Origin of the sequence: Streptomyces sp. NBC_00009 (assembly GCF_045040855.1) — a bacterium.
Lineage (GTDB): Bacteria > Actinomycetota > Actinomycetes > Streptomycetales > Streptomycetaceae > Streptomyces > Streptomyces aureus.
Genome location: NZ_CP108312.1, coordinates 7,143,725 through 7,166,882, shown reverse-complemented (window position 1 = coordinate 7,166,882; position 23,158 = coordinate 7,143,725). Strand labels below are relative to the sequence as shown.

General features: G+C 70.8%; 19 protein-coding genes and 1 pseudogene. 12 read left to right on the top strand and 8 right to left on the bottom strand.

Annotated elements, in window-relative coordinates:
• Positions 1–5 precede the first annotated feature (5 nt).
• Positions 6–956, top strand: a complete 951-nt coding sequence (locus tag OHA58_RS32455; RefSeq protein ID WP_405483170.1) for a sirohydrochlorin chelatase — start codon at positions 6–8, stop codon at positions 954–956.
• 85 nt (positions 957–1,041) lie between these two features.
• On the opposite strand, the gene OHA58_RS32450 is transcribed toward OHA58_RS32455, so the two are convergent.
• From OHA58_RS32450 to OHA58_RS32435, 4 genes are all read right to left on the bottom strand, one after another.
• Positions 1,042–2,103, bottom strand: coding sequence for a lactonase family protein (locus tag OHA58_RS32450; protein WP_405483168.1), 1,062 nt, complete (start codon positions 2,101–2,103; stop codon positions 1,042–1,044).
• Positions 2,104–2,154: 51 nt separating this feature from the next.
• On the bottom strand, positions 2,155–3,552 hold the full coding sequence (locus tag OHA58_RS32445) for a nitric oxide synthase oxygenase (protein WP_405483166.1): 1,398 nt from the start codon (positions 3,550–3,552) through the stop codon (positions 2,155–2,157).
• Between the two features lie 300 nt (positions 3,553–3,852).
• Positions 3,853–5,364, bottom strand: a complete 1,512-nt coding sequence (locus tag OHA58_RS32440) for an FUSC family protein (RefSeq protein WP_405483165.1) — start codon at positions 5,362–5,364, stop codon at positions 3,853–3,855.
• A gap of 160 nt (positions 5,365–5,524) precedes the next feature.
• A complete protein-coding gene (locus tag OHA58_RS32435; protein WP_405485438.1) occupies positions 5,525–5,689 on the bottom strand; it encodes a hypothetical protein in 165 nt (54 codons plus the stop codon).
• A 268-nt stretch (positions 5,690–5,957) separates the two neighbouring features.
• Between OHA58_RS32435 and OHA58_RS32430 the strand changes: the two genes are divergently transcribed.
• The 5 genes and pseudogenes from OHA58_RS32430 to OHA58_RS32410 all read left to right on the top strand — a co-directional run bounded on the left by OHA58_RS32430 (position 5,958) and on the right by OHA58_RS32410 (position 11,882).
• Positions 5,958–7,427, top strand: coding sequence for an aldehyde dehydrogenase family protein (locus OHA58_RS32430; protein WP_405483163.1), 1,470 nt, complete (start codon positions 5,958–5,960; stop codon positions 7,425–7,427).
• 42 nt (positions 7,428–7,469) lie between these two features.
• A pseudogene (locus tag OHA58_RS32425) lies at positions 7,470–8,571 on the top strand (APC family permease).
• Between the two features lie 20 nt (positions 8,572–8,591).
• Entirely contained in the window at positions 8,592–10,136 is a 1,545-nt protein-coding gene (locus tag OHA58_RS32420; protein WP_405483161.1) for a GMC family oxidoreductase, read from the top strand.
• A gap of 128 nt (positions 10,137–10,264) precedes the next feature.
• A complete protein-coding gene (locus OHA58_RS32415; RefSeq protein WP_405483159.1) occupies positions 10,265–11,152 on the top strand; it encodes an LLM class F420-dependent oxidoreductase in 888 nt (295 codons plus the stop codon).
• 154 nt (positions 11,153–11,306) lie between these two features.
• Positions 11,307–11,882, top strand: coding sequence for a dihydrofolate reductase family protein (locus tag OHA58_RS32410; RefSeq protein WP_405483157.1), 576 nt, complete (start codon positions 11,307–11,309; stop codon positions 11,880–11,882).
• An 88-nt stretch (positions 11,883–11,970) separates the two neighbouring features.
• On the opposite strand, the gene OHA58_RS32405 is transcribed toward OHA58_RS32410, so the two are convergent.
• Positions 11,971–14,193, bottom strand: coding sequence for an NADP-dependent isocitrate dehydrogenase (locus OHA58_RS32405; protein WP_405483155.1), 2,223 nt, complete (start codon positions 14,191–14,193; stop codon positions 11,971–11,973).
• 221 nt (positions 14,194–14,414) lie between these two features.
• Here OHA58_RS32405 and OHA58_RS32400 point away from each other — a divergent pair, with 221 nt between their 5' ends.
• The 4 genes from OHA58_RS32400 (at position 14,415) to OHA58_RS32385 (ending at position 17,388) form a co-directional block, all read left to right on the top strand.
• Complete coding sequence (locus OHA58_RS32400) at positions 14,415–14,897, top strand: Lrp/AsnC family transcriptional regulator (RefSeq protein WP_405483153.1); 483 nt, start codon at positions 14,415–14,417, stop codon at positions 14,895–14,897.
• A gap of 25 nt (positions 14,898–14,922) precedes the next feature.
• A complete protein-coding gene (locus tag OHA58_RS32395) occupies positions 14,923–15,621 on the top strand; it encodes an HAD family hydrolase (protein ID WP_405483151.1) in 699 nt (232 codons plus the stop codon).
• Between the two features lie 85 nt (positions 15,622–15,706).
• Positions 15,707–16,330: a transcriptional regulator gene (locus tag OHA58_RS32390; protein WP_405483150.1), complete on the top strand. Its 624-nt coding sequence runs from the start codon at positions 15,707–15,709 to the stop codon at positions 16,328–16,330.
• Positions 16,331–16,410: 80 nt separating this feature from the next.
• Positions 16,411–17,388, top strand: coding sequence for a threo-3-hydroxy-L-aspartate ammonia-lyase (locus OHA58_RS32385; RefSeq protein WP_206301765.1), 978 nt, complete (start codon positions 16,411–16,413; stop codon positions 17,386–17,388).
• Positions 17,389–17,470: 82 nt separating this feature from the next.
• Here OHA58_RS32385 and OHA58_RS32380 read toward each other — a convergent pair whose 3' ends face one another.
• Together OHA58_RS32380 and OHA58_RS32375 are read right to left on the bottom strand one after the other, a co-directional pair.
• Positions 17,471–18,115 carry a hypothetical protein gene (locus OHA58_RS32380; protein WP_405483149.1) on the bottom strand — a complete coding sequence of 215 codons (645 nt, stop codon included), beginning with the start codon at positions 18,113–18,115 and terminating at the stop codon, positions 17,471–17,473.
• Positions 18,116–18,203: 88 nt separating this feature from the next.
• Positions 18,204–19,295 carry a chemotaxis protein gene (locus tag OHA58_RS32375; RefSeq protein WP_405483148.1) on the bottom strand — a complete coding sequence of 364 codons (1,092 nt, stop codon included), beginning with the start codon at positions 19,293–19,295 and terminating at the stop codon, positions 18,204–18,206.
• 186 nt (positions 19,296–19,481) lie between these two features.
• On the opposite strand from OHA58_RS32375, the gene OHA58_RS32370 reads away from it, so the two are divergent.
• On the top strand, positions 19,482–20,942 hold the full coding sequence (locus tag OHA58_RS32370) for a basic amino acid/polyamine antiporter (protein ID WP_405483147.1): 1,461 nt from the start codon (positions 19,482–19,484) through the stop codon (positions 20,940–20,942).
• 40 nt (positions 20,943–20,982) lie between these two features.
• Complete coding sequence (locus tag OHA58_RS32365; protein ID WP_405483145.1) at positions 20,983–22,245, top strand: arginine deiminase; 1,263 nt, start codon at positions 20,983–20,985, stop codon at positions 22,243–22,245.
• Positions 22,246–22,266: 21 nt separating this feature from the next.
• Here the strand turns inward: OHA58_RS32365 and OHA58_RS32360 are convergent, their stop codons facing one another.
• Positions 22,267–23,130 carry a 3-hydroxybutyryl-CoA dehydrogenase gene (locus tag OHA58_RS32360; protein ID WP_405483143.1) on the bottom strand — a complete coding sequence of 288 codons (864 nt, stop codon included), beginning with the start codon at positions 23,128–23,130 and terminating at the stop codon, positions 22,267–22,269.
• Positions 23,131–23,158: the final 28 nt, after the last annotated feature.

Genomic DNA, 23,158 nt, shown 5'->3' with positions numbered 1-23,158 from the left:
GCGGCATGAGCTCCCCCACTGGGCCTGCATCCGGCCTGCCTGTACGAATGCCGCGACCCCGTCAGCCCGGTCGGCACCGCCGCCCGGAACCCGTGGCCGCCCCCGAGGGCGCACCCGCACTCGTCCTCGCGGTGCCCGGCACGCCCAGCAACGCCTCGCGCAGCCTCGCCGAAGAGGTCGTCAGCATCGCCCGCTCCGAGCTGCCGGGCCTCGACGCCCGCATCGGATACCTCGACGGTGACGACTCGGAGGCCGCCGAGGCCTCGGCGTTCGCCGAGTTCCCCTCCCTGCGGGCCGTGCTCTCGCGCGCCGCGAAGGAGCGCACCGCCCGTTTCGAGCAGGCCCGTGCCGCGGGCGCCGACGTCGCGGAGCCCGACGGACCGGTCGCCGTGGTCGTGCCCCTGCTCGCGGGCCCGGACAGCGCGCTCACGCGCCGCATCCGGCAGGCCGTGATCGACAGCCGTACGGCCGCCGAGCTGACGGATGTCCTCGGCCCGCACCCGCTGCTCGCGGAGGGCCTGCACGTGCGTCTGTCGGAGGCGGGCCTGGCCCGTGCCGACCGCGCCCGGCTGTTCACGGTGGCGACCGCCGCCGACGGCATCATCCTCGCCTCGGTCGGCGGCGACGAGGCCGTCCAGGCGGCCGGGATCACCGGCATGCTCCTGGCCGCGCGCCTCGCGGTGCCGGTCATGGCGGCCGCGCTCGACGAGGAGGGCGCCATCGCGGCGACCGCCGAGCAGCTGCGCGGATCCGGCTCGCAGCAGCTGGCGCTCGCCCCGTACCTGATCGGCCCGGAGATAGACGCCAGCCTCCTCGAAGGAGCGGCGAACGAGGCGGGCTGCGCGTCCGCCGAGTCGCTGGGCGCCTACCCGGCGATCGGCAAGCTGGCCCTGTCGAAGTACACGACGGCGCTGGGCATCGCCCCGCAGCAGCCTCAGGGCGCGCCGGTCCTCTAGCGGACCCGGACCGTACACAGGCACTGGCGACGGGCCCGAACCCCGGTGGGGTCGGGCCCGTCGCCGTACCCGCTCGGGAACGGTCTCAGCCGAAGATCACGCAGGACGCGGCGGGCGCCTCGATGGAGCCGCTGCGGCGCGGGAGGCCTGTCTCGCGGTCCACGGAGAACCACGTCACGTCGCCGGACCGCTCGTTCGCCGCGTACAGGAAGCGGCCCGAGGGGTGCAGGGCCAGGTCGCGCGGCCAGTCGCCGCCGCAGGAGACGGTGGCGCGCAGCGTCGGCCGGTCTCCGGTGGCGTCGAGGGCGAGGACGGAGATGACGTTCGCGCCGCGTGTGGCGGTCCACAGGAAGCGCCCGTCGGGCGATACGACGGCCTCGGACGGGAACGCGTCGCCGTGCGGCGCGTCCGGCAGCACGGAGGTCTCGCCGAGCGGCTGCAGGGCGCCGCCGTCGGCGTCCCAGTGGCAGACGGTGACGGTCGGCGTGAGCTCGTTCAGGATGTAGGCGCGGTCGCCGCGCGGGTGGAAGGCGAGGTGGCGCGGTCCCGAGCCGGGCCGCAGGGCGACCTCGCGGTGCACGTCCAGGCGCCCGCCCCGCATCGAGCAGACCCGCACGGAGTCGGTGCCGAGGTCCACGCTGACGGCCCAGCGGCCGCTGGGGTCCGTCGTCACCTGGTGGGCGTGCGGGCCCTGCTGGCGCTGGGGATGCGTGCCCGAACCCTCGTGGCGCAGCACGTCGGCGGACTCGCCGTCGAGGGTGCCGTCGGCGCGCAGCCGTACCGAAGTGACGCTGCCGGAGCCGTAGTTGGCGGTGAGTACATGGCCGTCGTACAGGGCGAGGTGGGTGGGGCCCGAGCCGCGGACGAGCACACCGCGCCCGGCGGGTTCCGGCTTGCCGTCCCCGGTGCGGAACGCGGCGACGGCCCCCTCGGCGGTCTCGCTCACCGCGTAGAGGATGTCGCGCGCGGGCGAGAGCGCGAGGTACGAGGGGTCGGGAAGCGTGTCGATGGCGCTGAGCACGGTGAGTGAGCCGCTGTCCATGTGGACGGACGCGGTGAGGATCCCGGAGCCTCCCGCGGCGGTGAAGGATCCGATGTACGCCCGTCCGCCCTGCCTGTCGCCCACGCGAATCCCCTTGCGCCGCATGCACGGTGAGCCCGGTGCTCGCCGTTCGTGCGGCCGACGGTAGCAGCGGGTCTAGACCAGGAAGTCGCCGGACGCCCTGGCGAGTGCCTCGGGATGCTGTACGTACGCCGGCGTGCGCTCCGTGGTGTCGTACGTGCGGTGGAAGACGGGGGTGGCCGAGCCGGAGATCGGCGGCACGATCCAGGACCAGTCGGCGCCGACCGTGCGGCCCTTGCGCTCCTCGCGGTCGAGGTGGGTGAGGAAGCGCCGGGACTCGGTGTGATGGTCCGTGACGGTGACGCCGGCGCGGTCGAACGAGTACAGGACGGCGCGGTTCAGCTCGACGAGGGCGCGGTCCTTCCACAGGGAGCGGTCGCTGGTGGTGTCGAGGCCGAGACGTTCCGCGATACGCGGCAGGAGGTCGTAGCGGTCGGTGTCGGCGAGGTTGCGGGCGCCTATCTCGGTGCCCATGTACCAGCCGTTGAAGGGGGCGGCCTGGTAGCAGATCCCGCCGATCTCCAGGCACATCGTGGACAGGGCGGGCACGGCGTGCCAGCGCAGGCGCAGCCCGGCCCACCAGTCGTGGTCCTCGTGCTCGATGGGGACTTCGAGGACCGCGTCGGGCGGCAGATCGAAGCAGCGCGGCTTGTCGTCGGTGCCCTGGACGATCAGGGGCAGTACGTCGAAGGGGGTGCCGTCGCCGCCGCGCCAGCCGAGGCGCCGGGCGAGCGCGGTGAGGCCCTCGTTGCGCGGGTCGCCGACGACACGGCCGTCGCGCTGCACGTACCCCGCGTACCGGATGAGCTGTTCGTTCCAGATGCGCGGTCCGGGGCGGTCCGGCGCGTCGGGTGCGAAGACGGTGATCAGGGGGCGGATGCGGCCACCCTGGGAGGCCCCGCGCAGATGGTCGGTGCAGGCGGCCGCGATGTCCTCGGCGGCGGTGAGGTGGCGGCGGTCACGGACGTGCAGGGAGTTCCAGTAGAGGCGGCCGATGCAGCGGTTGGCGTTCCGCCAGGCGACGCGGGCCCCGAAGGTGAGCTCGCGCTCGGTGTGGCGATACGTTCCTGTCTCCGCGATCTCGGCGTATGCCTCCGCCAGGCGGGGGGTCGGGTCGCCGAGCCGCTCCTCGGCGTGGTGGGCGCGGATGAAGTCGGATGCGGCGGGCCAGAGTTCTGGGGTGCAGGGGGCTGGGTTACGGGGGTTGGGGCGGCGGGGGTGGCCGATGCCGGCGGGGGCGGAGGGCTGACGGCGGGCGGCGCCTTCCGGGCAGCGATCGTGCCGCTCCTGGAAGCCTCCGCCCCAGGCGATGGCTCCGTCTCCGCTCGCGACTCCGTCCCGCGCCGCGCCAACATCCCTTGCCTGGGCTCGATTCCTGGCCTCGGCTCCGTCCCACGCCGCGGCTCCGTCTCTTGCCTCGGCTCGGTCCAGCCAGCCGGCGGGACCGTCGGTTCGCTGTGGTGTATCGGGCATGGCGCACTCCCAGGGGGTCCCCGGCCGCGGGCCCTCCCGCGGGGCCGCGCACTCCGTGCGTCCACATGATGCCGCTGCGTCACCCATCCGGGGGCCGATCCGTCGTCTACGTGACAGGCGCATCCGCCCCGGGCCGCGCCGGGCCGTCCGGCTCGCGGGGCGTTGCCGCAGGTGGGACGAGTGCCATTGGGCCGCGACCGTACGCGTGATCAGACCCCGACCAGTGGGGAGCGCGAAGAGCACTACAGGGGCGTGAAATATCCAGCGCGCGCCCTTCCGGTGGGCCGGAGCCGCGAGGGCTCAGGCGCCGACCGCGACCCGGTTGGATCCGCGCAGCGGGACGGCGAGTTCGAGCAGTGCCTGCTCCAGGGCGTGGAGATGGGCGAGCACGGGTTCGCCCTCGACGAGCTGCGGCAGCGTCGCGGATTCGGTCTGGCGACGCGCCCCGCCCGCCGACGTGTCCGTGAGCGCCTCGACGGCGGTCTCCACGCGCCAGCAGGCCGCGGCGAGCCGGGCGTCGTGCGAGGCCTCCGGGTCGGCGACGACGGAGGCGAGCCCGCGCACCTCGCGCGCACAGTCGTCGAGCAGCGCGAGTACGTGCCGGGCCCGGCCCATCCGCGCCCGCATCGGGCTGAACGGATGCACCAGCGGCGCGAGCGAGAGCCGCACCCTGCCGAGGATCGACTCCAGTTCGGCCACGCGCCGGGTCGGGTCGGCCGTCGGTGAGCCCGCGAGCCGGGCGGCGGCCTCGGCGGTGCAGGCGTGGACGCAGCGCAGGGCCCGCTCGACCCACGCGTCGGTGACGGAGTGCGTGGTCACCGGCAGCACGAGGAGCACCGCGAGCACGGCGCCGAGCGCCCCGACGGCGGTCTCGCCGACCCGCAGGGCGAGCAGCGCCGGGTCGAGCACGCCGAGCAGCCCGTACAGCATGCTCGCCATGACGGTGACGGCGAGCATCATCCACGTGTACGAGACAGCGGCGGTGTAGAAGATCCCGAACACGCTGAGCGCGACGATCACCGCGGCCGCGACCGGCTGGTCGTGCAGCGGCACGGCTACGGCGAAGCCGAGCACGATGCCGAGCACCGTGCCGAGGAACCGCCGGAATCCGCGTACAACGGTCTCCCCGCGGGACGTCGTGTTCACGAACACCCACCACGTGGCGCCCACGGCCCAGTACCACCGCTGGTCGGACAGCACCTGACCGGCGGCGAGCGCGAAGCCGGCGCCCACGGTCGCCTGCACGGCCTGCCGCGTCGTGATGCGCGCGAGCCGGCTCCCGCCGGTGGGCGCCGCCACCGCCGCGGGCGCCGGCAGCCGGCGCTCGTAGCACCACAGGCCGAACCGCACGACGGACGCGGCGGCGAGCGAGAGGAGTACGGCCGCGTACAGCTCGGGGAGCTGGTCCGGCACGGTGTGCAGGAACTGCGCGGCGAAGAAGGTCATGAACGCGAACACGCCGAGGGAGTGCCCGCGCGGCCCCCACCGCCGCGCGTACACGCCGGCGCCCACAACCGCGAGGAACGCCAGGTCACGGGCGACGGGCACGTCGTGCAGCACGGCCGCGAGCCCGAGCAACGGGAGGCCGACGGCCGGGAGCAGCGCGGTCGTCACAGCCTGTCCGCGCACCGTCGCGTCGGTCACCGTGAACAGGGCGAGCAGCGCGGCCAGGCCACCGGTGATGGCCGCGACGAGGGAGTGTCCGGCGAGCCCGCACAGGGCCACCGCAAGGCTGATACCGAGGACGCCACGGGCCGCGAAGCGCAGCCGCAGCCGCCCCGGATCCGGAGCCACGAACACCCTCTTCAGCACAGCCACCCACCCTTTCCGCGTCACCGCGGAACTCCGCATGAAAAAGGCGCCGCGGAGATCCCGCAGCGCCATCGACGGGAACATCACAGCACCTCAAGGGCCTATGGATCAACAGCAGGCGAAAGCCTTGGGCCAATGGCCCAGTCAAAGGCTCCGCGCGTCAGCCGGGAGGGGACCAACGGACCACGCCGATCATGAAGATCGGCATCATCGACATGACGGGGCCCGGCTGGTCGGCGCCGACGACGTCCGCGAGCCGGCCCCACTGGAACCTGCTGACTTCCCTGACGTGGCACGCGCACCGTCGGGTGGTCGCGCCTGCCACCACCCGACGGAACCTCTCTTGCCGTGGCCACCTTTCCGCCCGGTTCTCGTCCCGCGATCTCCCCTTCCGACGTCGCCGCACTCCGGCGTCGGTGGGTGCCCGGCAACGGGATGCCCCTCATCTCACCGCTGGCCCCCGCGGTGCTGCACAGACGACGCTGCGTACTTACTGTCGGTCAGTGGAGAACCACACCGCGTGCTCGGGAGCAGGGTCGGAGGACCGATCGTGCTCGGGAGCTGGATCGAACGTCCGACCCAGAGGAGTCTGCATGCCTGAGCTGTTCATCGGTGGCAGGTGGATCGCTGCCGTCGACGGGCGGGTACGCGAGATCCGCTGCCCGGCCGACGGCACGCTGGTCGCCACGGTCGACGAGGCGGGTCCGCAGGACGCGGCGGCGGCGGTCGCCGCGGCCCGTGAAGCCTTCGACCGCGGACCCTGGCCCGCCACACCGGCCGCCGAGCGCGGCGCGCTGCTGCTGCGTGTGGCCGCCCTCCTCGAGCGTGACAAGGACGCACTCGCCCGCGCCGAATCCCTGGACACCGGGAAACGGCTCGTGGAGAGCGCATACGACATGGACGACATCGCCAACTGCTTCCGCTACTTCGGCAATCTGGTGGCCTCCGGCGGCACCGACCGGATCGTCGACACCGGCAACCCCGGCGTGGACAGCCGAGTGGTGCACGTGCCGGTCGGCGTGTGCGCGCTGATCACTCCCTGGAACTATCCGCTGCTGCAGACCGCATGGAAGGTCGCCCCCGCGCTCGGCGCGGGCAACACCTTCGTCCTCAAGCCCAGCGAGCTCACTCCCCACACCGCGATCATCCTGATGCGGCTGCTGGCCGAGGCCGGACTGCCCGACGGGGTCGCCAATCTCGTCCTGGGCACCGGTCCGGACGCGGGAGCACCGCTCACCGAGGACCCTCGGGTCGACATGGTGTCGTTCACCGGTGGTCTCGTCACGGGACGGCGCATCATGGCCGCGGCCGCGGCCACCGTGAAGAAGGTGGCTCTGGAGCTCGGCGGCAAGAACCCCAACATCGTGTTCGGCGACGCCGACTACGAGTCGGCTGTCGACTACGCCCTGATGGCCGTGTTCCTGCACTCCGGTCAGGTCTGTTCGGCCGGGGCGCGGCTGCTCGTCCAGGACGAGCTGCACGACAGGTTCGTCGAGGACCTGGTGGCGCGGGCCCGGGCGATCCCGATGGGCGGCCCGTTCGACGAGGATGCCCGCACGGGTCCGCTGATCTCCGCCGCCCACCGCGACAAGGTCGAGGCATATGTGGCCGCGGGTGTTGCGGAGGGTGCGGTGCTGCGCTGCGGTGGCGTCCGGCCCGAGGGCCCGGCGCTGCGGGACGGTTACTACTATCCGCCGACCGTCCTCACCGAGTGCACCCCGGGCATGTCGGTGGTGCGCGACGAATCCTTCGGCCCGGTCCTGACCGTCGAGCGGTTCCGCGACGAGGCCGAGGCGGTCGCCCTCGCGAATGACACCGTCTACGGCCTGACCGGAGCGGTCTGGACGCAGAACGCCGAGCGAGCCGAGCGGGTCGCGTCCCTGCTGAACGCCGGGACCGTATGGATCAACGACTTCCACCCGTACGTACCGCAGGCCGAGTGGGGCGGTATGAAGCAGTCCGGCGTCGGCCGGGAGCTGGGCCCGACCGGCCTCGCGGAGTATCAGGAGGCCAAGCACATCTGGCGTAACACCGCGCCACGGCCGCAGCGGTGGTTCGAGTGAGTCCTGGGCACGCCACCACCTGCACGGGAGAGGAGAACGGCGATGCCGGACCTTCCGCCTGATGGACCTGGTCACGCCGCGAGTACTCACGACCAGGACGCCGCGCTCACGGAGCTGGGCTACAAGCCCGGACTCAAGCGCACCCTCGGCAATTTCCACACCTTCGCCGCCGGAATCAGTTACATCTCCATCCTGACGGGCACCTTCCAGCTGTTCTACTTCGGCGTCGGCTTCGGCGGGCCGGCCTACTGGTGGTCGTGGCCGATGGTCTTCATCGGGCAGCTGATGGTGGCGCTGAGCTTCTGTGAACTCGCGGCGCGCTTCCCCGTGGCGGGGTCGGTCTACAACTGGGCCAAGCACACGGGCGGTCCGCACATCGGCTGGCTGGCGGGCTGGATGATGACGATCGCGACCATGGTGTCGCTGGCCGCCGTGGCCCTCGCGTACCAGCTGACGCTGCCTGGCCGAAGAGCTGTCGGTGGACGGTCTGCAGTACGTGGTGAAGGCCACGCTCGGCGAGACGGTCGGCCAGGCCGTGCTGTGGTGCGTCGTCATCGCCATCACCGTGTGCGCCTTGTCCGTACAGACCGCCGGCCTGCGATTGGCGTTCGCGATGGCCCGTGACAACAACCTGCCGGCCGGCTCCAAACTGGCCAGGATCAGCCCGCGGTTCAAGACACCGGTGGTCGCCACGTGCCTGATCGGGATCGTGGCGATCGCCATCCTCGTCGTCAACATCAAACAACCGCAGATCTTCTCGGTTGTCACCAGCATCGCCATCATCATGATCTACATCGCGTATCTGCTGGTCACGGGGCCCATGCTGGTACAGCGGCTGCGCGGCGAGTGGACGCCCGCGTCCGGCTACTTCTCACTGGGCCGCTTCGGCCTGCCGGTCAACATCCTGGCGGTGCTCTGGGGCGCCGCGATGTCGGTCAACCTGCTGTGGCCGCGCGCCGCGGTCTACAACGCCACCGGACCCCAGCACTGGTATCTGCGATGGGGCGGCGTCCTGTTCGTCGGCGTCGTCGCGGCCTCGGGCTTCGCCTACTACTGGTTCGTGCAGCGCAAGAAGACCGGCGTGATCGCCGAACACGCCGTCGGAGAACCGCCGGAGCCCGCACCGGCACACGGCGGAGCCTGAATCGAGAAGGAGCAGCAGAGGTGGACGAGTTCGATTACGTGGTGGTCGGCGGTGGTACGGCCGGGGCGGTCGTGGCCGCGCGGCTGAGCGAGGACCCGGCCGTCACTGTCTGCGTGCTGGAAGCCGGTCCCTCCGACGTCGGCGACGACAGCATCCTGCGGCTCGAGCGGTGGATGGCCCTGCTGGAGTCCGGTTACGACTGGGATTACCCGGTGGAGCCGCAGGAGAACGGCAACAGCTTCCTGCGGCACGCCCGCGCCAAGGTCCTCGGCGGCTGCTCGTCGCACAACTCCTGCATCGCGTTCTGGGCGCCGGCCGAGGATCTCGACGAGTGGGGGGCGCTGGGCTGTACGGGGTGGAGCGCCGCGGACTGCTACCCGCTCTACCAGCGCCTGGAGACCAACGACGCGCCCGGGGACCACCATGGCCGCTCCGGCCCCGTCACCATCCGCACGATCCCGCCCAACGACCCGTGCGGCAGGGCCCTGTTGGCCGCCTGCGCCGACGCGGGCATTCCGACCACGCCGTTCAACACCGGCTCCACGGTGGTGCGCGGCGCGCACTGGTTCCAGATCAACGCCCGCGAGGACGGCACCCGTTCGTCCGCGTCCGTGTCGTATCTCCATCCGATTCTCGACAGCCGGCCGAATCTGGAGATCCGTACCGGGCTCCAGGCCAGGTTGCTGCGGTTCGACGACAGCAATCGCTGCACCGGTGTCGATTACTTGGAGCCCGACACCATTCACAGCGGCTCGGTCGCGGCGCGGCGTGAAGTCATCGTGAGCTGCGGGGCCATCGACTCGCCGAAGCTGCTGATGCTGTCGGGCATCGGCCCGGCCGGGGATCTGCGCGACTGCGGCGTCGACGTGCGGGTGGACTCCCCCGGGGTCGGCTCGCATCTCCAGGACCATCCGGAGGGTGTGATCATGTGGGAGGCGAAGCAGCCCATGGTCACGAGGTCCACCCAGTGGTGGGAGATCGGCATCTTCGCCGGAACCGAACCAGGCCTGGACCGGCCCGACTTGATGTTCCACTACGGCTCGGTGCCCTTCGACATGAACACGTACCGGCGCGGCTACCCGACGACGGACAACGCGTTCTGTCTCACGCCGAACGTCACCCGGGCCCGGTCCATGGGCACGGTGCGGCTGCGCACCCGCGACTTCCGTGACAAGCCCAGGGTCGACCCGCGGTACTTCACGGATGAGCACGACATCCGGGTGATGATCCACGGGCTTCGGCTCGCGCGGGAGATCACGGCGCAGGCGCCGATGGCCGCGTGGGCGGGTGCCGAGCTCGCCCCGGGCCCGGCCGCTCAGTCCGACGACGAGCTGTTCTCCTACATCAAGGAGACCCACAACACGGTGTATCACCCGGCGGGAACGGTCCGGATGGGCTCGGCGTCCGACGCGGACTCTCCGCTCGACCCGCAGCTGCGGGTCAAGGGGGTCAGCGGGCTGCGGGTGGCCGACGCGTCGGTCATGCCGTTCCTGCCTGCCGTCAATCCGTGCATCACGACGATGATGATCGGCGAGAAGTGCGCCGCCATGATCAAGGCGGGTTGATCCGGGGAGGGTGCCGAACTCGATCACCCACGTCAGGCACATCGCATACATCACGCGGAATACAAGATCACCTACGAGGGTTGCGGCAGACGTCGAACATTGATCCACCTGGCATCGGGAGACAGCTCATGAGCCTCAGCGACAGCAGCAGCACGCAGGCATCTGCGATCGGCAGGTACGGCCTGTGGAACTCCGGGCTGCGCGACCCGGACCCTGCCCGGGCGGCCGAACTCGCCGAAACCGCAGCGGAGTTGGAGCAGCTCGGCTACGGCGCGCTCTGGCTCGGCGGCAGCAGTGGCATCGAACACGCCGCCCCGCTGATCGAGGCCACCTCGAAGATCACCGTCGCGACCGGCATCCTCAGCATCTGGCAGCACGAGGCGCGGGAGACCACCGACCGCTGGGCCGCCCTGGAGGCCGCCCACCCCGGCCGGTTCCTGCTCGGCCTCGGCGTGAGCCACGCGAAGCTCACCGCGCAGTACAAGCGTCCGTACGGCGCCATGGTCGACTACCTCGACGCGCTGGACGCCGCGGGGATCCCGGCCGACCGCCGCGTGTTGGCCGCGCTCGGCCCGCGCATGCTGGAGCTCTCCCGGGACCGAGCCGCCGGCGCCCACCCGTATCTGGTCACCCCGGAGCACACCGCGCAGGCCCGTGAGGCGCTCGGCCAGGGGCCGCTGCTCGCACCGGAGTTCACCGTGGTCCTGGAGGCCGACCCGGACCGCGCCCGGGCGACCGCCCGCGAGATGCTCGCGCTCTATCTGCAGCTGGCCAACTACACCAACAGCTGGCTGCGTCTCGGGTTCACCGAGGACGACTTCGCGAACGGCGGCAGCGACCGGCTCGTCGACGCCCTCTTCGGCTGGGGTGACGAGCAGCGGGTGCGCGAGCGGATCGACGCCTTCCTGGACGCGGGCGCGGACCACGTCGCCATCCAGGTGCTGGCCTCGGGCGAGGACCGGGCCGGCCTTCCCCGGGAGCAGTGGCGGCGGCTGGCGGCCGTACTGGAGCTCTGAGTCCAGGGGCGTGAAATCCTCGCGCGAAATCCCGTGCCTCCCAGGTCTACCCCTGTCGCACGCCCAATGCGCCGCGCACCCTCATACGGTTGAAGGATGACCGGCGGCAGTGATCCGCCCGGCCACAACCACCTCGAGAAATGAGTGAGTTGGGATGCGAGACATCGTTCTGGGCATGTCGGTGTCCCTCGACGGCTATATCGAGGGACCGGACCGGGACATCAGCTGGCATCTGGTCGACGAGGAGATGCACCGGTACTTGAACGCGGAGCTCGGGGCGATGAGCGCCTTCCTGGACGGGCGGGTCACCCACGAGCTGATGCTGTCGGTCTGGCCGACCGCCGACGCCGACCCGGACTGCAGCGAGTGGACGGCCGAGTTCGCCGCCATCTGGCGGAACATGCCGAAGATCGTGTTCTCCAGAACGCTGGAGAACACCGACTGGAACACGACGATCGTGCGGGACCTCGTCGTGGAGGACATCCTGGCGCTGAAGGAGCGGCCCGGCGGGGACATGGCGCTCGGCGGGGCCGGTCTCGCGGCGGCCTTCATGGAGCACGACCTGGTCGACGAGTACCGCCTGTTCGTCAATCCGGTGCTGATCGGGGGCGGGAAGCCGCTGTTCCCGGCGTCGGGCCGCAGGGTCCCGCTCCGGCTGGTGCAGAGCCGGACGTTCGGGAACGGGGTCGAGCTGCTGCGCTACCGGCGCGCCTCGGAGGCGGCCACGTAGTCACCCGTACCTCGGATACGGGACCGCCCCGGTCGGCTGGTGCCGACCGGGGCGGAACGTGTCACACCGGGAGTGCTGCCTGAAGTGCTCAGGCGAGCGACGCGATGGCCTGGTTGAACGTGGCCGACGGGCGCATGATCGCCGCGGCCTTGGCGGCGTCGGGCTGGTAGTAGCCGCCGATGTCGGCCGGGTTGCCCTGGACCGCGATCAGCTCGTCGACGATCGTCTGCTCCTGCTCGCCGAGGGTCTTGGCGAGCGGCGCGAACGCCTCGGCGAGCTGGGCGTCGTCGGTCTGCTTGGCCAGCTCCTGCGCCCAGTACAGGGCGAGGTAGAAGTGGCTGCCGCGGTTGTCGATGCCGCCCAGCTTGCGGCTCGGCGACTTGTCCTCGTTGAGGAAGGTGCCGGTCGCGCGGTCGAGGGTGTCGCCCAGGACCTTGGCGCGGGCGTTGCCCGTGGTGGTCGCGAGGTGCTCGAAGGAGACGGCGAGGGCGAGGAACTCACCGAGGCTGTCCCAGCGCAGGTAGTTCTCCTTGACGAGCTGCTGGACGTGCTTCGGGGCGGAGCCGCCGGCGCCCGTCTCGAACAGACCGCCGCCGTTCATCAGCGGGACGACGGAGAGCATCTTCGCGCTCGTGCCCAGCTCGAGGATCGGGAAGAGGTCGGTCAGGTAGTCGCGCAGGACGTTGCCGGTGACGGAGATGGTGTCCTCGCCGCGGCGGATGCGCTCCAGGGAGAACGCGGTGGCCTCGACCGGGGACAGGATCTTGATGTCCAGGCCCTCGGTGTCGTGGTCGGCCAGGTACGTCTTGACCTTCTCGATGAGCGTGGCGTCGTGCGCGCGGCCCTCGTCGAGCCAGAACACGGCCGGGTTGCCGGTCGCGCGGGCGCGGGTGACGGCGAGCTTGACCCAGTCCTGGATCGGCAGGTCCTTGGTCTGGCAGGCGCGGAAGATGTCGCCCTCGGCGACCTCCTGCTCCAGGACCACGTTGCCCGCGGCGTCCACGAGGCGGACGGTGCCCGCGGCGTGGATCTCGAAGGTCTTGTCGTGGCTGCCGTACTCCTCGGCCTTCTGCGCCATGAGGCCGACGTTCGGCACCGAGCCCATGGTCGACGGGTCGAAGGCGCCGTTGGCGCGGCAGTCGTCGAGGACGACCTGGTACACGCCGGAGTAGCTGCTGTCGGGCAGCACCGCGAGGGTGTCGGCCTCCTCGCCGTCCGGGCCCCACATGTGGCCGGAGGTGCGGATCATGGCCGGCATGGACGCGTCGACGATGACGTCGGACGGTACGTGCAGGTTGGTGATGCCCTTGTCGGAGTCGACCATGGCGAGGGCGGGGCCCTCGGCGATCTCGGCCTCGAAGGACGCCTTGATCTCGGCGCCCAGGTGGGGCACGGAGTCCAGGCCCTTGAGGATGGTGCCGAGGCCGTCGTTCGGGGACAGGCCGGCGGCGACGAGCGCCTCGCCGTACTTCGCGAAGGTCTTCGGGAAGAAGGCGCGCACGACGTGGCCGAAGATGATCGGGTCGGAGACCTTCATCATCGTGGCCTTCAGGTGCACGGAGAACAGCACGCCCTCGGCCTTGGCCTTGGCGATCTGCGCGGTGAGGAACTCACGCAGGGCGGCGACGCGCAGGACGGAGGCGTCGACGACCTCGCCCGCGAGGACCGGTACGGACTCGCGCAGGACGGTGGTGGTGCCGTCGGCGGCCGCCAGCTCGATGCGCAGGGTGCCGGGCTCGGCGATGACCGCGGACTTCTCGGTGGAACGGAAGTCGTTGGCGCCCATGGTGGCGACGTTGGTCTTCGACTCCGGCGTCCACTTGCCCATGCGGTGGGGGTGCGCCTTGGCGTAGTTCTTGACCGACGCGGGGGCGCGGCGGTCGGAGTTGCCCTCGCGCAGGACCGGGTTGACGGCGCTGCCCTTGACCTTGTCGTAACGGGCGCGGACGTCCTTGTCCTCGTCCGTCTGCGGGTCGTCCGGGTAGTCCGGCAGCGCGTAGCCCTGGCCCTGCAGCTCGGCGATGGCCGCCTTCAGCTGCGGGATGGAGGCCGAGATGTTCGGCAGCTTGATGATGTTCGCGCCGGGCGTCTTGGCCAGCTCGCCGAGCTCGGCGAGCGCGTCGTCGATGCGCTGCCCCTCCTCGAGGCGCTCCGGGAAGCTGGCGATGATCCGCCCGGCCAGCGAGATGTCGCGGCTCTCCACACTGACGCCGGCGGTCGAGGCGTAGGCCTCGACCACGGGCAGGAACGAATACGTCGCGAGGGCCGGGGCCTCGTCGGTGTGCGTATAGATGATGGTCGAGTCAGTCACCGGGTGCTCCGCTCCACAGTCTGCGTCTCTCGTCTGCAACATTGCTCGACATCAAGATATCTCGTGACCGACCCCCTCTCGACAGGACCCCGCACCGGATCCCGCACCGGATCCCGGGCTGCTCCCCCCGGCGTGCTCCGCCGGCCCGCACAATCCCGGATCCACTGGACCATTGGTACAGTCGTCCGGCGATCACCGCCCCGCGAAGGAGGCCGCAGCCCATGGCCGTGGACGAGTTGGACACCCGCATCCTGCGTCTCCTCCTGGAGCAGCCGCGTACGAGTGTGCGCGAGTACGCCCGCATCCTCGGCGTGGCCCGCGGCACGCTCCAGGCGCGGCTCGACCGGCTGGAGCGCGACGGCGTGATCACCGGCACCGGCCCGGCCCTCTCCCCCACGGCGCTCGGGCACCCGGTCCTCGCGTTCGTCCACATCGAGGTCACGCAGGGCCATCTCGAAGACGTGGGCGACGCGCTCGCCGGCGTGCCGGAGATCATCGAGGCTTTCTCGATCACCGGCGGCGGAGACCTCCTGACCCGCGTGGCGGCCCGCGACAACGGCCATCTGGAGGACATCATCCAGCAGCTCAACCGGCTGCCCGGCGTGGTCCGCACCCGTACCGAGGTCGCGCTGCGCGAGCGGGTGCCGCACCGGGTCCTGCCGCTCGTCGAGGCGATCGGCCGGGCCGTGGCCGAGCGCCGGTGACCGCGGCCTTGGCATCCTGGAGCGCATGAGCACCCTGGGCAGCACCGCGGTCGTCCTCGACCTCGACGGAACCCTCGTGGACAGCGAGCCGAACTACTTCGAGGCGTGCCGGCGCACCCTCGCCGAGCACGGCGTCCCGGACTTCACCTGGCAGGAACACGAGTCGTACGTCGGCATCAGCACCCAGGAGACCATCGAGATCCTGCGCCAGAAGTACGGCATCCAGGCCCCGGTGGCGGCGCTGCTCACAGAGATGAACACCCGCTATCTGGCGCTCGCGCGCGCCGGCACGCAGGTCTATCCGCAGATGCGGAAGTTCGTGGAGCGGCTGCACGACGAGGGGGTCCCGATGGCCGTCGCGTCCGGATCGTCGCCCGAGGCCATCGACGCGGTCCTGTCGGGTACGGGCCTGGCCGCACAGCTCAGGATCTACGTCTCGGCGGACGAGGTCGCCCACGGCAAGCCCGCACCCGACGTGTTCCTGGAGGCGGCGTGCAGGCTCGGCGCGATGCCCGCGCACTGCACGGTGATGGAGGACGCGATCCCTGGAGCCGCGGCCGCGTATGCCGCGGGGATGCGCTGCATCGCGATCCCGTACGTGGCCGCGCAGTCCGACGATCCCGCGTTCGCCACGGCGGGGCTGCTGTTCCGGGGCGGGCAGCGGGAGTTCACGGCCGAGGCCGCGTACGACTGGCTGGCGAGGACGGCGGCTCCGAGCACGTGACCACGTGCCCACGTGCCCACGTGAACTCTCCGCACAACAATCGATCTCTCTGGACGAACAGTCCAGCTCTTTATAAACTGTCAGCATGTCCGAACCCGGTCACACCCATCTCATGGAGCAGCTCCAGCAGGTCGCCAAGGGGCTCGCGGCCACGTTCGCGCCGTTCTGCGAGGTCGTCGTGCACGATCTCGACGACCCGGACCACGCGATCGTCGCCATCGAGAACAACCTGTCGGGCCGTTCCGTGGGCGACCCCGCCACCGAACTCGGGCTCGCACGGCTGGCCGACGACGCGTACCCGCAGGTCGTGGCGAACTATCCGAACCGGTTCGCGGACGGCCGCCGGGTCAAGAGCACGTCGATCGGCATCAAGGACGAGCGGGGCCACTACGCCGGCGCGCTCTGCCTGAACATCGACATGACCGTCTTCGACGGCATCGGCACCGTACTCGACCACTTCGGCCGCTCCGACGGCTCCGCGGCCCCCGCCGAGTCGCTCGACCCGGCGGGCGGCGACGCCATCCGCGCCCGCATCGACGCGTTCGCCGCCGACCGCGCGACCACGCCCCGCGCCCTGCGGACGACCCAACGCCGGGAACTCGTAAGGGAGTTGAAGGCCCAGGGCTTCATGGAAGTACGCCGGTCGGCGGGCATCGTCGCCGACCACCTGGGTGTGTCGAGGGCGACGGTGTACTCGGATGCCAAATGAGCGGATGCCACATGAGCGGATGCCACATGCCGCATGCCCGGACGCCGGATGAGCAGCTGCCAATTGAGAGGAAGTCCCCCATGGCCGATCTGACGCCGACCGACCTGCCGACCTACGAGGACGTCGTGCGCGCGCACGAGCGGGTCGCCCCGCACGCCCACCGCACCCCCGTGCTCACCTCGCGCCTCACCGACGCCGAACTCGGCGCCTCCCTCCACTTCAAGTGCGAGAACTTCCAGCGCATGGGCGCCTTCAAGTTCCGCGGCGCGTTCAACGCGCTGTCCAGGTTCTCTCCGGAGCAGCGCCGCGCCGGCGTCGTCGCCTACTCGTCCGGCAACCACGCGCAGGCCGTGGCCCTGTCCGCCGCCATCCTGGAAATGCCCGCGACCATCGTCATGCCGCACGACGCGCCCGCGGCCAAGCTGGCCGCCACCAAGGGGTACGGCGCGGAGGTCGTGATGTACGACCGCTACTCGGAGAACGTCGAGGAGATCGGGCACCGGGTCGCCGCCGAGCGGGGCCTGACGCTGATCCCGCCGTACGACCACCCGGATGTGATGGCGGGTCAGGGCACCGCGGCCAAGGAGCTGTTCGAGGAGGTCGGTGAACTCGACGCGCTGTTCGTGCCGTTGGGCGGCGGCGGGCTGCTCTCCGGGTCGATCCTCGCCGCCCGCGCCCTGTCCCCGGGCTGCGCGGTCTACGGCGTCGAGCCCGAGGCGGGCGACGACGGCAGGCAGTCGCTGCGCGAGGGCCACATCGTCGACATCGACACCCCGCAGACGATCGCGGACGGCGCGCAGACACGGCACCTGGGCAAGCACACCTTCGCCGTCATCAAGGACGGCGTCGACGACATCCTCACCGCGACGGACGACCAACTCGTCGAGTGCATGCGGATCTTCCACACCCGGATGAAGACCGTCGTCGAGCCGACGGGCTGCCTCGGCTTCGCCGCCGCGCGCGCCCTGGCCGGGCAGCTGCGCGGCCGCCGCGTCGGTGTCATCGTCAGCGGCGGCAACGTCGACGTCGAACGCTTCACGCAGTTGCTCCGGCCCTGAGGCGCTTCTCTGCAGCGCCGCGCTCTCGGTAGCGCTGCTCGGTCTCAGAAGCGCTGCTCGGTCTCAGTAACGCTGCTCGGTCTCAGTAACGCTGCGCCTTGGCGACCTTCGCCGTCAGCTTCATCTCCGGGGGCTTGCGGCTGATGGCGAGGGGCTGGGCCCGCTCGCCGGGGTCGAGGTTCTCGGCGCCGACGTACCGGGTCTCGACGACCTTGCCGTCGCTGTCCTTGAAGTCGACCTGCACGGCGTAGGACGCCTTCTTGTCGGTGCGGTTGGTGATGTTGACGACGACGGCGAACACGCCGCCCGTCTGGGACCGCGGCTTGCCGGTGAGGGCGACGTCGGCCGTGGCGTTGCCCTGACCCTCGACCTTCATGAGTTCACTGGCGGCCGCGGCGTTGGCCCGTTCCACCTCGGCCGACACGGACGCCTCGAACTCGGAGGCCCTGGCCGACGCGGAGCTCGCCGCCGCCGAGGCCTCCGCCTTCGCCGAGGCGACGGCCGACTTGGCGGCCGACGCCATCGCGGAGGGCGGGGTCCCGGAGAAGGAAGCCGTATTGGGGGGTGTCGCGCGCGGGCTGACGCTCGACGAACTGTTGTTGCCGCTGTCCGTGCTGCACGACACGAGGGCCACGGCGCTGGTCGCGGCGGCGAGCACCGCGAGGACGGCCGTCATGGACCGCCGCCGGCGCGGCGCTGGCTTCTTCCCGGGGGAACCGGCACTCATTCAGACGTCTCCTTGAATCTCTCCGAAAGCTCTGGCTCTTTGGAAGCTCTGGCTCTTTCCGGCACCTCTGACAGGGGTGCCGGAGAGGTCAATAGCGCATGATTCCGACGATTCCCGTCCCCTCCGGGAGGGTTCCGTCGGGGACGAAGCGCACCTCGGCGCCCGTCTCCAGGGCCCGTTCGACGATCTCGTCGACGATGTCGTCGTGGGCGTCCAGGTCGCCGGGCTCGGCCGGGACCAGGTGGTCGCCGTCCTGCCGGACAGTGGTGCGGAAGTGCTCCTCGACGACGAGTGCGCGGACCCGCCCGGCGGCGACGTGCTCCCACACCTCGTCCACGCCCGCGGCGAACTCCTTCCAGCCCCGGGCGCGCTCGATGTCCGCCAGGGTGGCGGCCACGCTCTGCTGCTCCTGTGCGGTGACGGCGGGCCGCACCGCCTCGCGCACGGCTTCCGCTCCGGCGTTCGCGAGCCCGCCGTGGGCCACGGGGACGGCGTGCTCGGTGGCGGTCCCGACCTCGTTGAGCAGGGTGACGGCCGCCTGCTCACCGGCGACGTACAGCCGCGCCGTCGGAGCCAGGGCCTCGTCGAGCGCCGTGTCGACCTGCCGGAGGAACTGGCGGGTCTGCTCGTCGCCGTAGGTGCTCGGGAGGTCCCCGATGCGCTCCTTGCGCTCCGCGTCGGGGTCGTCGAGGCTCCGGGTCAGCGGGAATCCCGCGATGTGCTGTTCCACGAGGCGCCTCGCGTCGCCCCTCCACAGCGCGGCGCGGTCCGCCGAGACCGCGAGGACCCAGTAGGGCTGTTCGGCGGTGTACGCGGCGACGAGATTGCGGGTCAGATACGTGTCGGCGAGGACGACCCGTTCGGGGACGGTACGCGGCAGCGACCACACGTGGTGCTCGCCCGGCGAGGCGAAGATCGCCAGACCGTCCTCGGCGTGGTCGAGGTCGATCTCCGCGAGCGCCAGATCCAGCTGCTCGACGACGTCCTGGCGGCGCTCCGGGGTCACCGCGGGATCGGCCTCCAGCTCCTTGGCCGCGCCGGCCAGCAGATTGCGCAGCCGGATGGGGTCCTGCGCATTGTCCGGCTTGCGCCGGTGCGTGGGCACGAGGACCGACACCGCCGGATAGTGCCGGGGCCGGCGCAGCGACGCGAGCACGGCGGGTGTCAGGTCGGGCTGCATGCGAGCGCCTTTCCGGAGGCGTGAGGCTTCACAAGGCTTCCTCGATGCACGATATGCCCGAAATTCCGGTTCGGCGCGCGGCGCTACTCCCCTTCGCCGCCCGCACGCCCCCAAGGGGGCATACCGGACATTTTATGAATATGGTCGTCCTCTGTCGGTTCCAACGCCCCACGGCCAGAGGAAGACATGACGCAGGCAGAAGGCTCCCTCGCCGCCGACCGGCCCGAGCAGTCACCCGCGGCCAAGCTGACCCTGCTCACACTGACGACGATGGTCGTCGGATCCATGGTCGGTGCCGGCGTCTTCTCCCTCCCGCGCCGCTTCGCACAGGAGACCGGCGTGGCCGGCGCGCTGATCGCGTGGGCCATCGCCGGCACCGGCATGCTGATGCTCGCCTTCGTCTTCCAGAAGCTCGCCGTCCGCAGGCCCGACCTGGACGCCGGTGTGTACGCGTACGCCAAGGCCGGGTTCGGCGAATATCTGGGCTTCTTCTCGGCGTTCGGCTACTGGGCCAGCGCCTGCGTCGGCAATGTGACGTACTGGGTACTGATCATGTCGACCATCGGCGCGATCGCCCCCGCCCTCGGCGACGGCGACACTGCCCTCGCGATCATCCTTTCCTCCGCAGGGCTGTGGGCGTTCTTCTTCCTGATCCGGCGGGGCGTCAAGGAAGCCGCCACGATCAACCGCGTCGTCACCGTCGCGAAGGTCGTGCCGATCCTCGTCTTCGTCCTGCTGGCCCTGTTCTGCCTCAAACCGCATGTCTTCGCGGAGAACTTCGGCGGCGCCGACTACGCGGGCTCACTGTTCCACCAGGTCAGAGGGACGATGCTGGCCACGGTCTTCGTGTTCCTCGGCGTCGAGGGCGCGAGCGTCTACTCCCGCCACGCCAAACGCCGCGAGGACGTCGGACGCGCGACCGTGCTGGGTTTCCTGAGCGTCTTCGCCGTCTTCGCCTCCGTCACGATCGTGTCGTACGGCATCCTGCCGATGAGCGAGATCGCCGAGCTGCGCCAGCCGTCCATGGCGGGCGTCCTCGAGGAGGCGGTCGGCACCTGGGGCAAGGTGTTCGTCAGCGTCGGCCTGATCATCTCCGTGCTCGGCGCCTATCTCGCGTGGACGCTGATGGCGGCCGAGGTCCTCCTCGTCGCCGCCAGGGACAGTGACATGCCGCGGTTCCTGGCCCGCACGAGCCGCGCCGACGTTCCTGTGCCCGCACTCGTGATGACCACCGCCCTCTCCCAGGTCGTCCTGGTCATCACCTCGTTCTCCGACGACGCGTTCAACTTCGCGCTCGATCTGACCAGCGCCCTGTCGCTGATCCCGTTCCTGCTGGCCGCCGCGTTCGCCGTGAAGATCGCGGTGCGACCGGACGCACTCACGGTCGGGGCCCACGACGCGCGCGGCGAACTCGTCGTGGCGGGCATCGCGACCGTCTACACGGCGTTCCTTCTCTACGCGGCCGGGATGAAGTTCGTCCTGGTGTCCTTCATCATCTACGCGCCCGCCACGGTCCTGTTCGTGATGGCCCGCCGCGAACAGGGCAGACGCCTGTTCTCCCCCGCCGAACTCGCCATCCTCGCGGTGTCCGTGGCCGGAGCGGTCCTCGGTGTCATCGCCCTGGCGGCCGGCTGGATCAGCCTCTGACCGGCCCGCCCGTCGCACCGACTCCCTGGAAAGGCACATCGTGACCAGCAACGACACCACGGCCGGGCCGGCGCTCGGCGTCTACTCCGAGGTCGGCACGCTGCGCAAGGTCCTGGTCTGCGCGCCCGGCCTCGCCCACCGCAGGCTCACCCCGACCAACTCCGACGACCTCCTCTTCGACGACGTGATGTGGGTGGAGAACGCCCAGCGCGACCACGCCGACTTCGTCAACAAGCTGCGCGGACGCGGCGTCGACGTCGTCGAACTGCACGAACTCCTCACCGAGACCATGACGATCCCCGAGGCGAAGGCCTGGCTCCTGGACCGCAAGATCGTCGCGAACGAGGTCGGCCTCGGCCTCATGGACGACACCCGGGCCTTCCTCGACGAGCTCAGCCCGCACCGTCTCACCGAGTATCTGATCGGCGGCCTGGCCACCACCGACCTGCCGGACGAGTTCCGCTCCGACTACGTCGCCCTGGTCCGCGAGTCGACGGGCGTACGCGAGTACCTCATGCCGCCCCTGCCCAACACCCTCTACACCCGCGACACGACCTGCTGGCTGTACGAAGGCGTCACCCTCAACCCGCTCTACTGGCCCGCACGCCACGACGAGACCCTGCTGATGAAGGCGATCTACACGTTCCACCCCGACTTCACCGGCTCCACCGTGTGGTGGGGAGACCCCGAACGGGACTGGGGCCAGGCCACGTTCGAGGGCGGCGACATCATGCCCGTGGGCAACGGCGTCGTCCTGATGGGCATGAGCGAACGGACCTCACGCCAGGCGATCACTCAGGTGGCGGCCGCGCTGTTCGAGAACGGCGCGGCGGACCAGGTCATCGTCGCCGGCATGCCGAAGCTGCGCTCCGCCATGCACCTGGACACCGTCTTCACCTTCGCCGACCGCGACATCGTCACGCTCTACCCGGCCATCATGGACGCCGTCCACACCTTCACGCTGCGCCCCGGCGACGATCCGTCCGGCCTCCACATCACCGACGAGGGCTCGCGCCCGTTCGTCGACGTCGTGGCGAAGGCGCTCGGCCTCGGCGCACTGCGCGTGATCGAGACCGGCGGCGACGTCTACGCCTCCGAGCGCCAGCAGTGGGACAGCGGCAACAACGCCGTCGCGGTCGAGCCGGGCGTCGTCATCACGTACGACCGCAACACCCAGACGAACACGCTGCTGCGCAAGGCGGGCGTCGAGGTCATCACCATCGTCGGCGCGGAACTCGGCCGCGGCAGAGGCGGCGGGCACTGCATGACATGCCCGCTGATCCGGGACCCGGTCGACTTCTGACCGGCGCCGAGTGCGCCCGGCTCAACTGTCGTACGCGTAGAAGCCGCGCCCCGACTTCCGGCCGAGTGCGCCCGCAGCGACCATGCGGCGCAGCAGCGGCGGGGGCGCGTACAGCGGCTCCTTGAACTCGTCGTACATCGACTCCGCGATGGACTGGGCCGTGTCGAGGCCGATGAGGTCGAGGAGGCGCAGCGGGCCCATGGGATGCGCGCAGCCGAGCACCATGCCGTTGTCGATGTCCTCGGCGGACGCGGCCCCCGACTCCAGCATCCTGACGGCGGAGACGAGGTACGGGATCAGCAGGGCGTTGACGACGAAGCCCGCCCGGTCCTGGGCGTGGACGACGGTCTTGCCGAGCCGCCGCTCGGCGAAGTCCGTCACCGCGTCGGTGACGCTCTGCGCGGTGAGCTGCGTCGGGATGACCTCGACGAGGCGCTGTACGGGTACGGGGTTGAAGAAGTGGACGCCTACGACCTGCTGGGGGCGCGAGGTGACCGCGGCGAGGTCGATGATCGGGATGGAGGAGGTGTTGGAGGCGATGATCGCGTCCCCGCCCCCGAGCACCCGGTCGAGCTCCTTGAACACGGCGGTCTTCACGTCGGGCTGCTCGGCGACGGCCTCGACGACCAGGTCACGGTCGGCGAACTCGTCGAGGTCGGTGGTGAACTCCAGCCTGGCGAGGGCGGCTTCGCGCTCGTCCGCGCTCAACTTGCCGCTGCGCAGGCCGCGGTCGAGGGACGCGGTGATACGGGACCGGCCCGCCGCAAGCGCCTCTTCGCCGCGCTCGGCGACCAGGACGTCGAGACCGGCGCGGGCGCAGACCTCCGCGATGCCCGATCCCATCAGGCCGCAGCCCACCACGCCCACTCTTCCGAACTCACGCATCGAAGATCGTCCTCTCTTACGGCCGCCC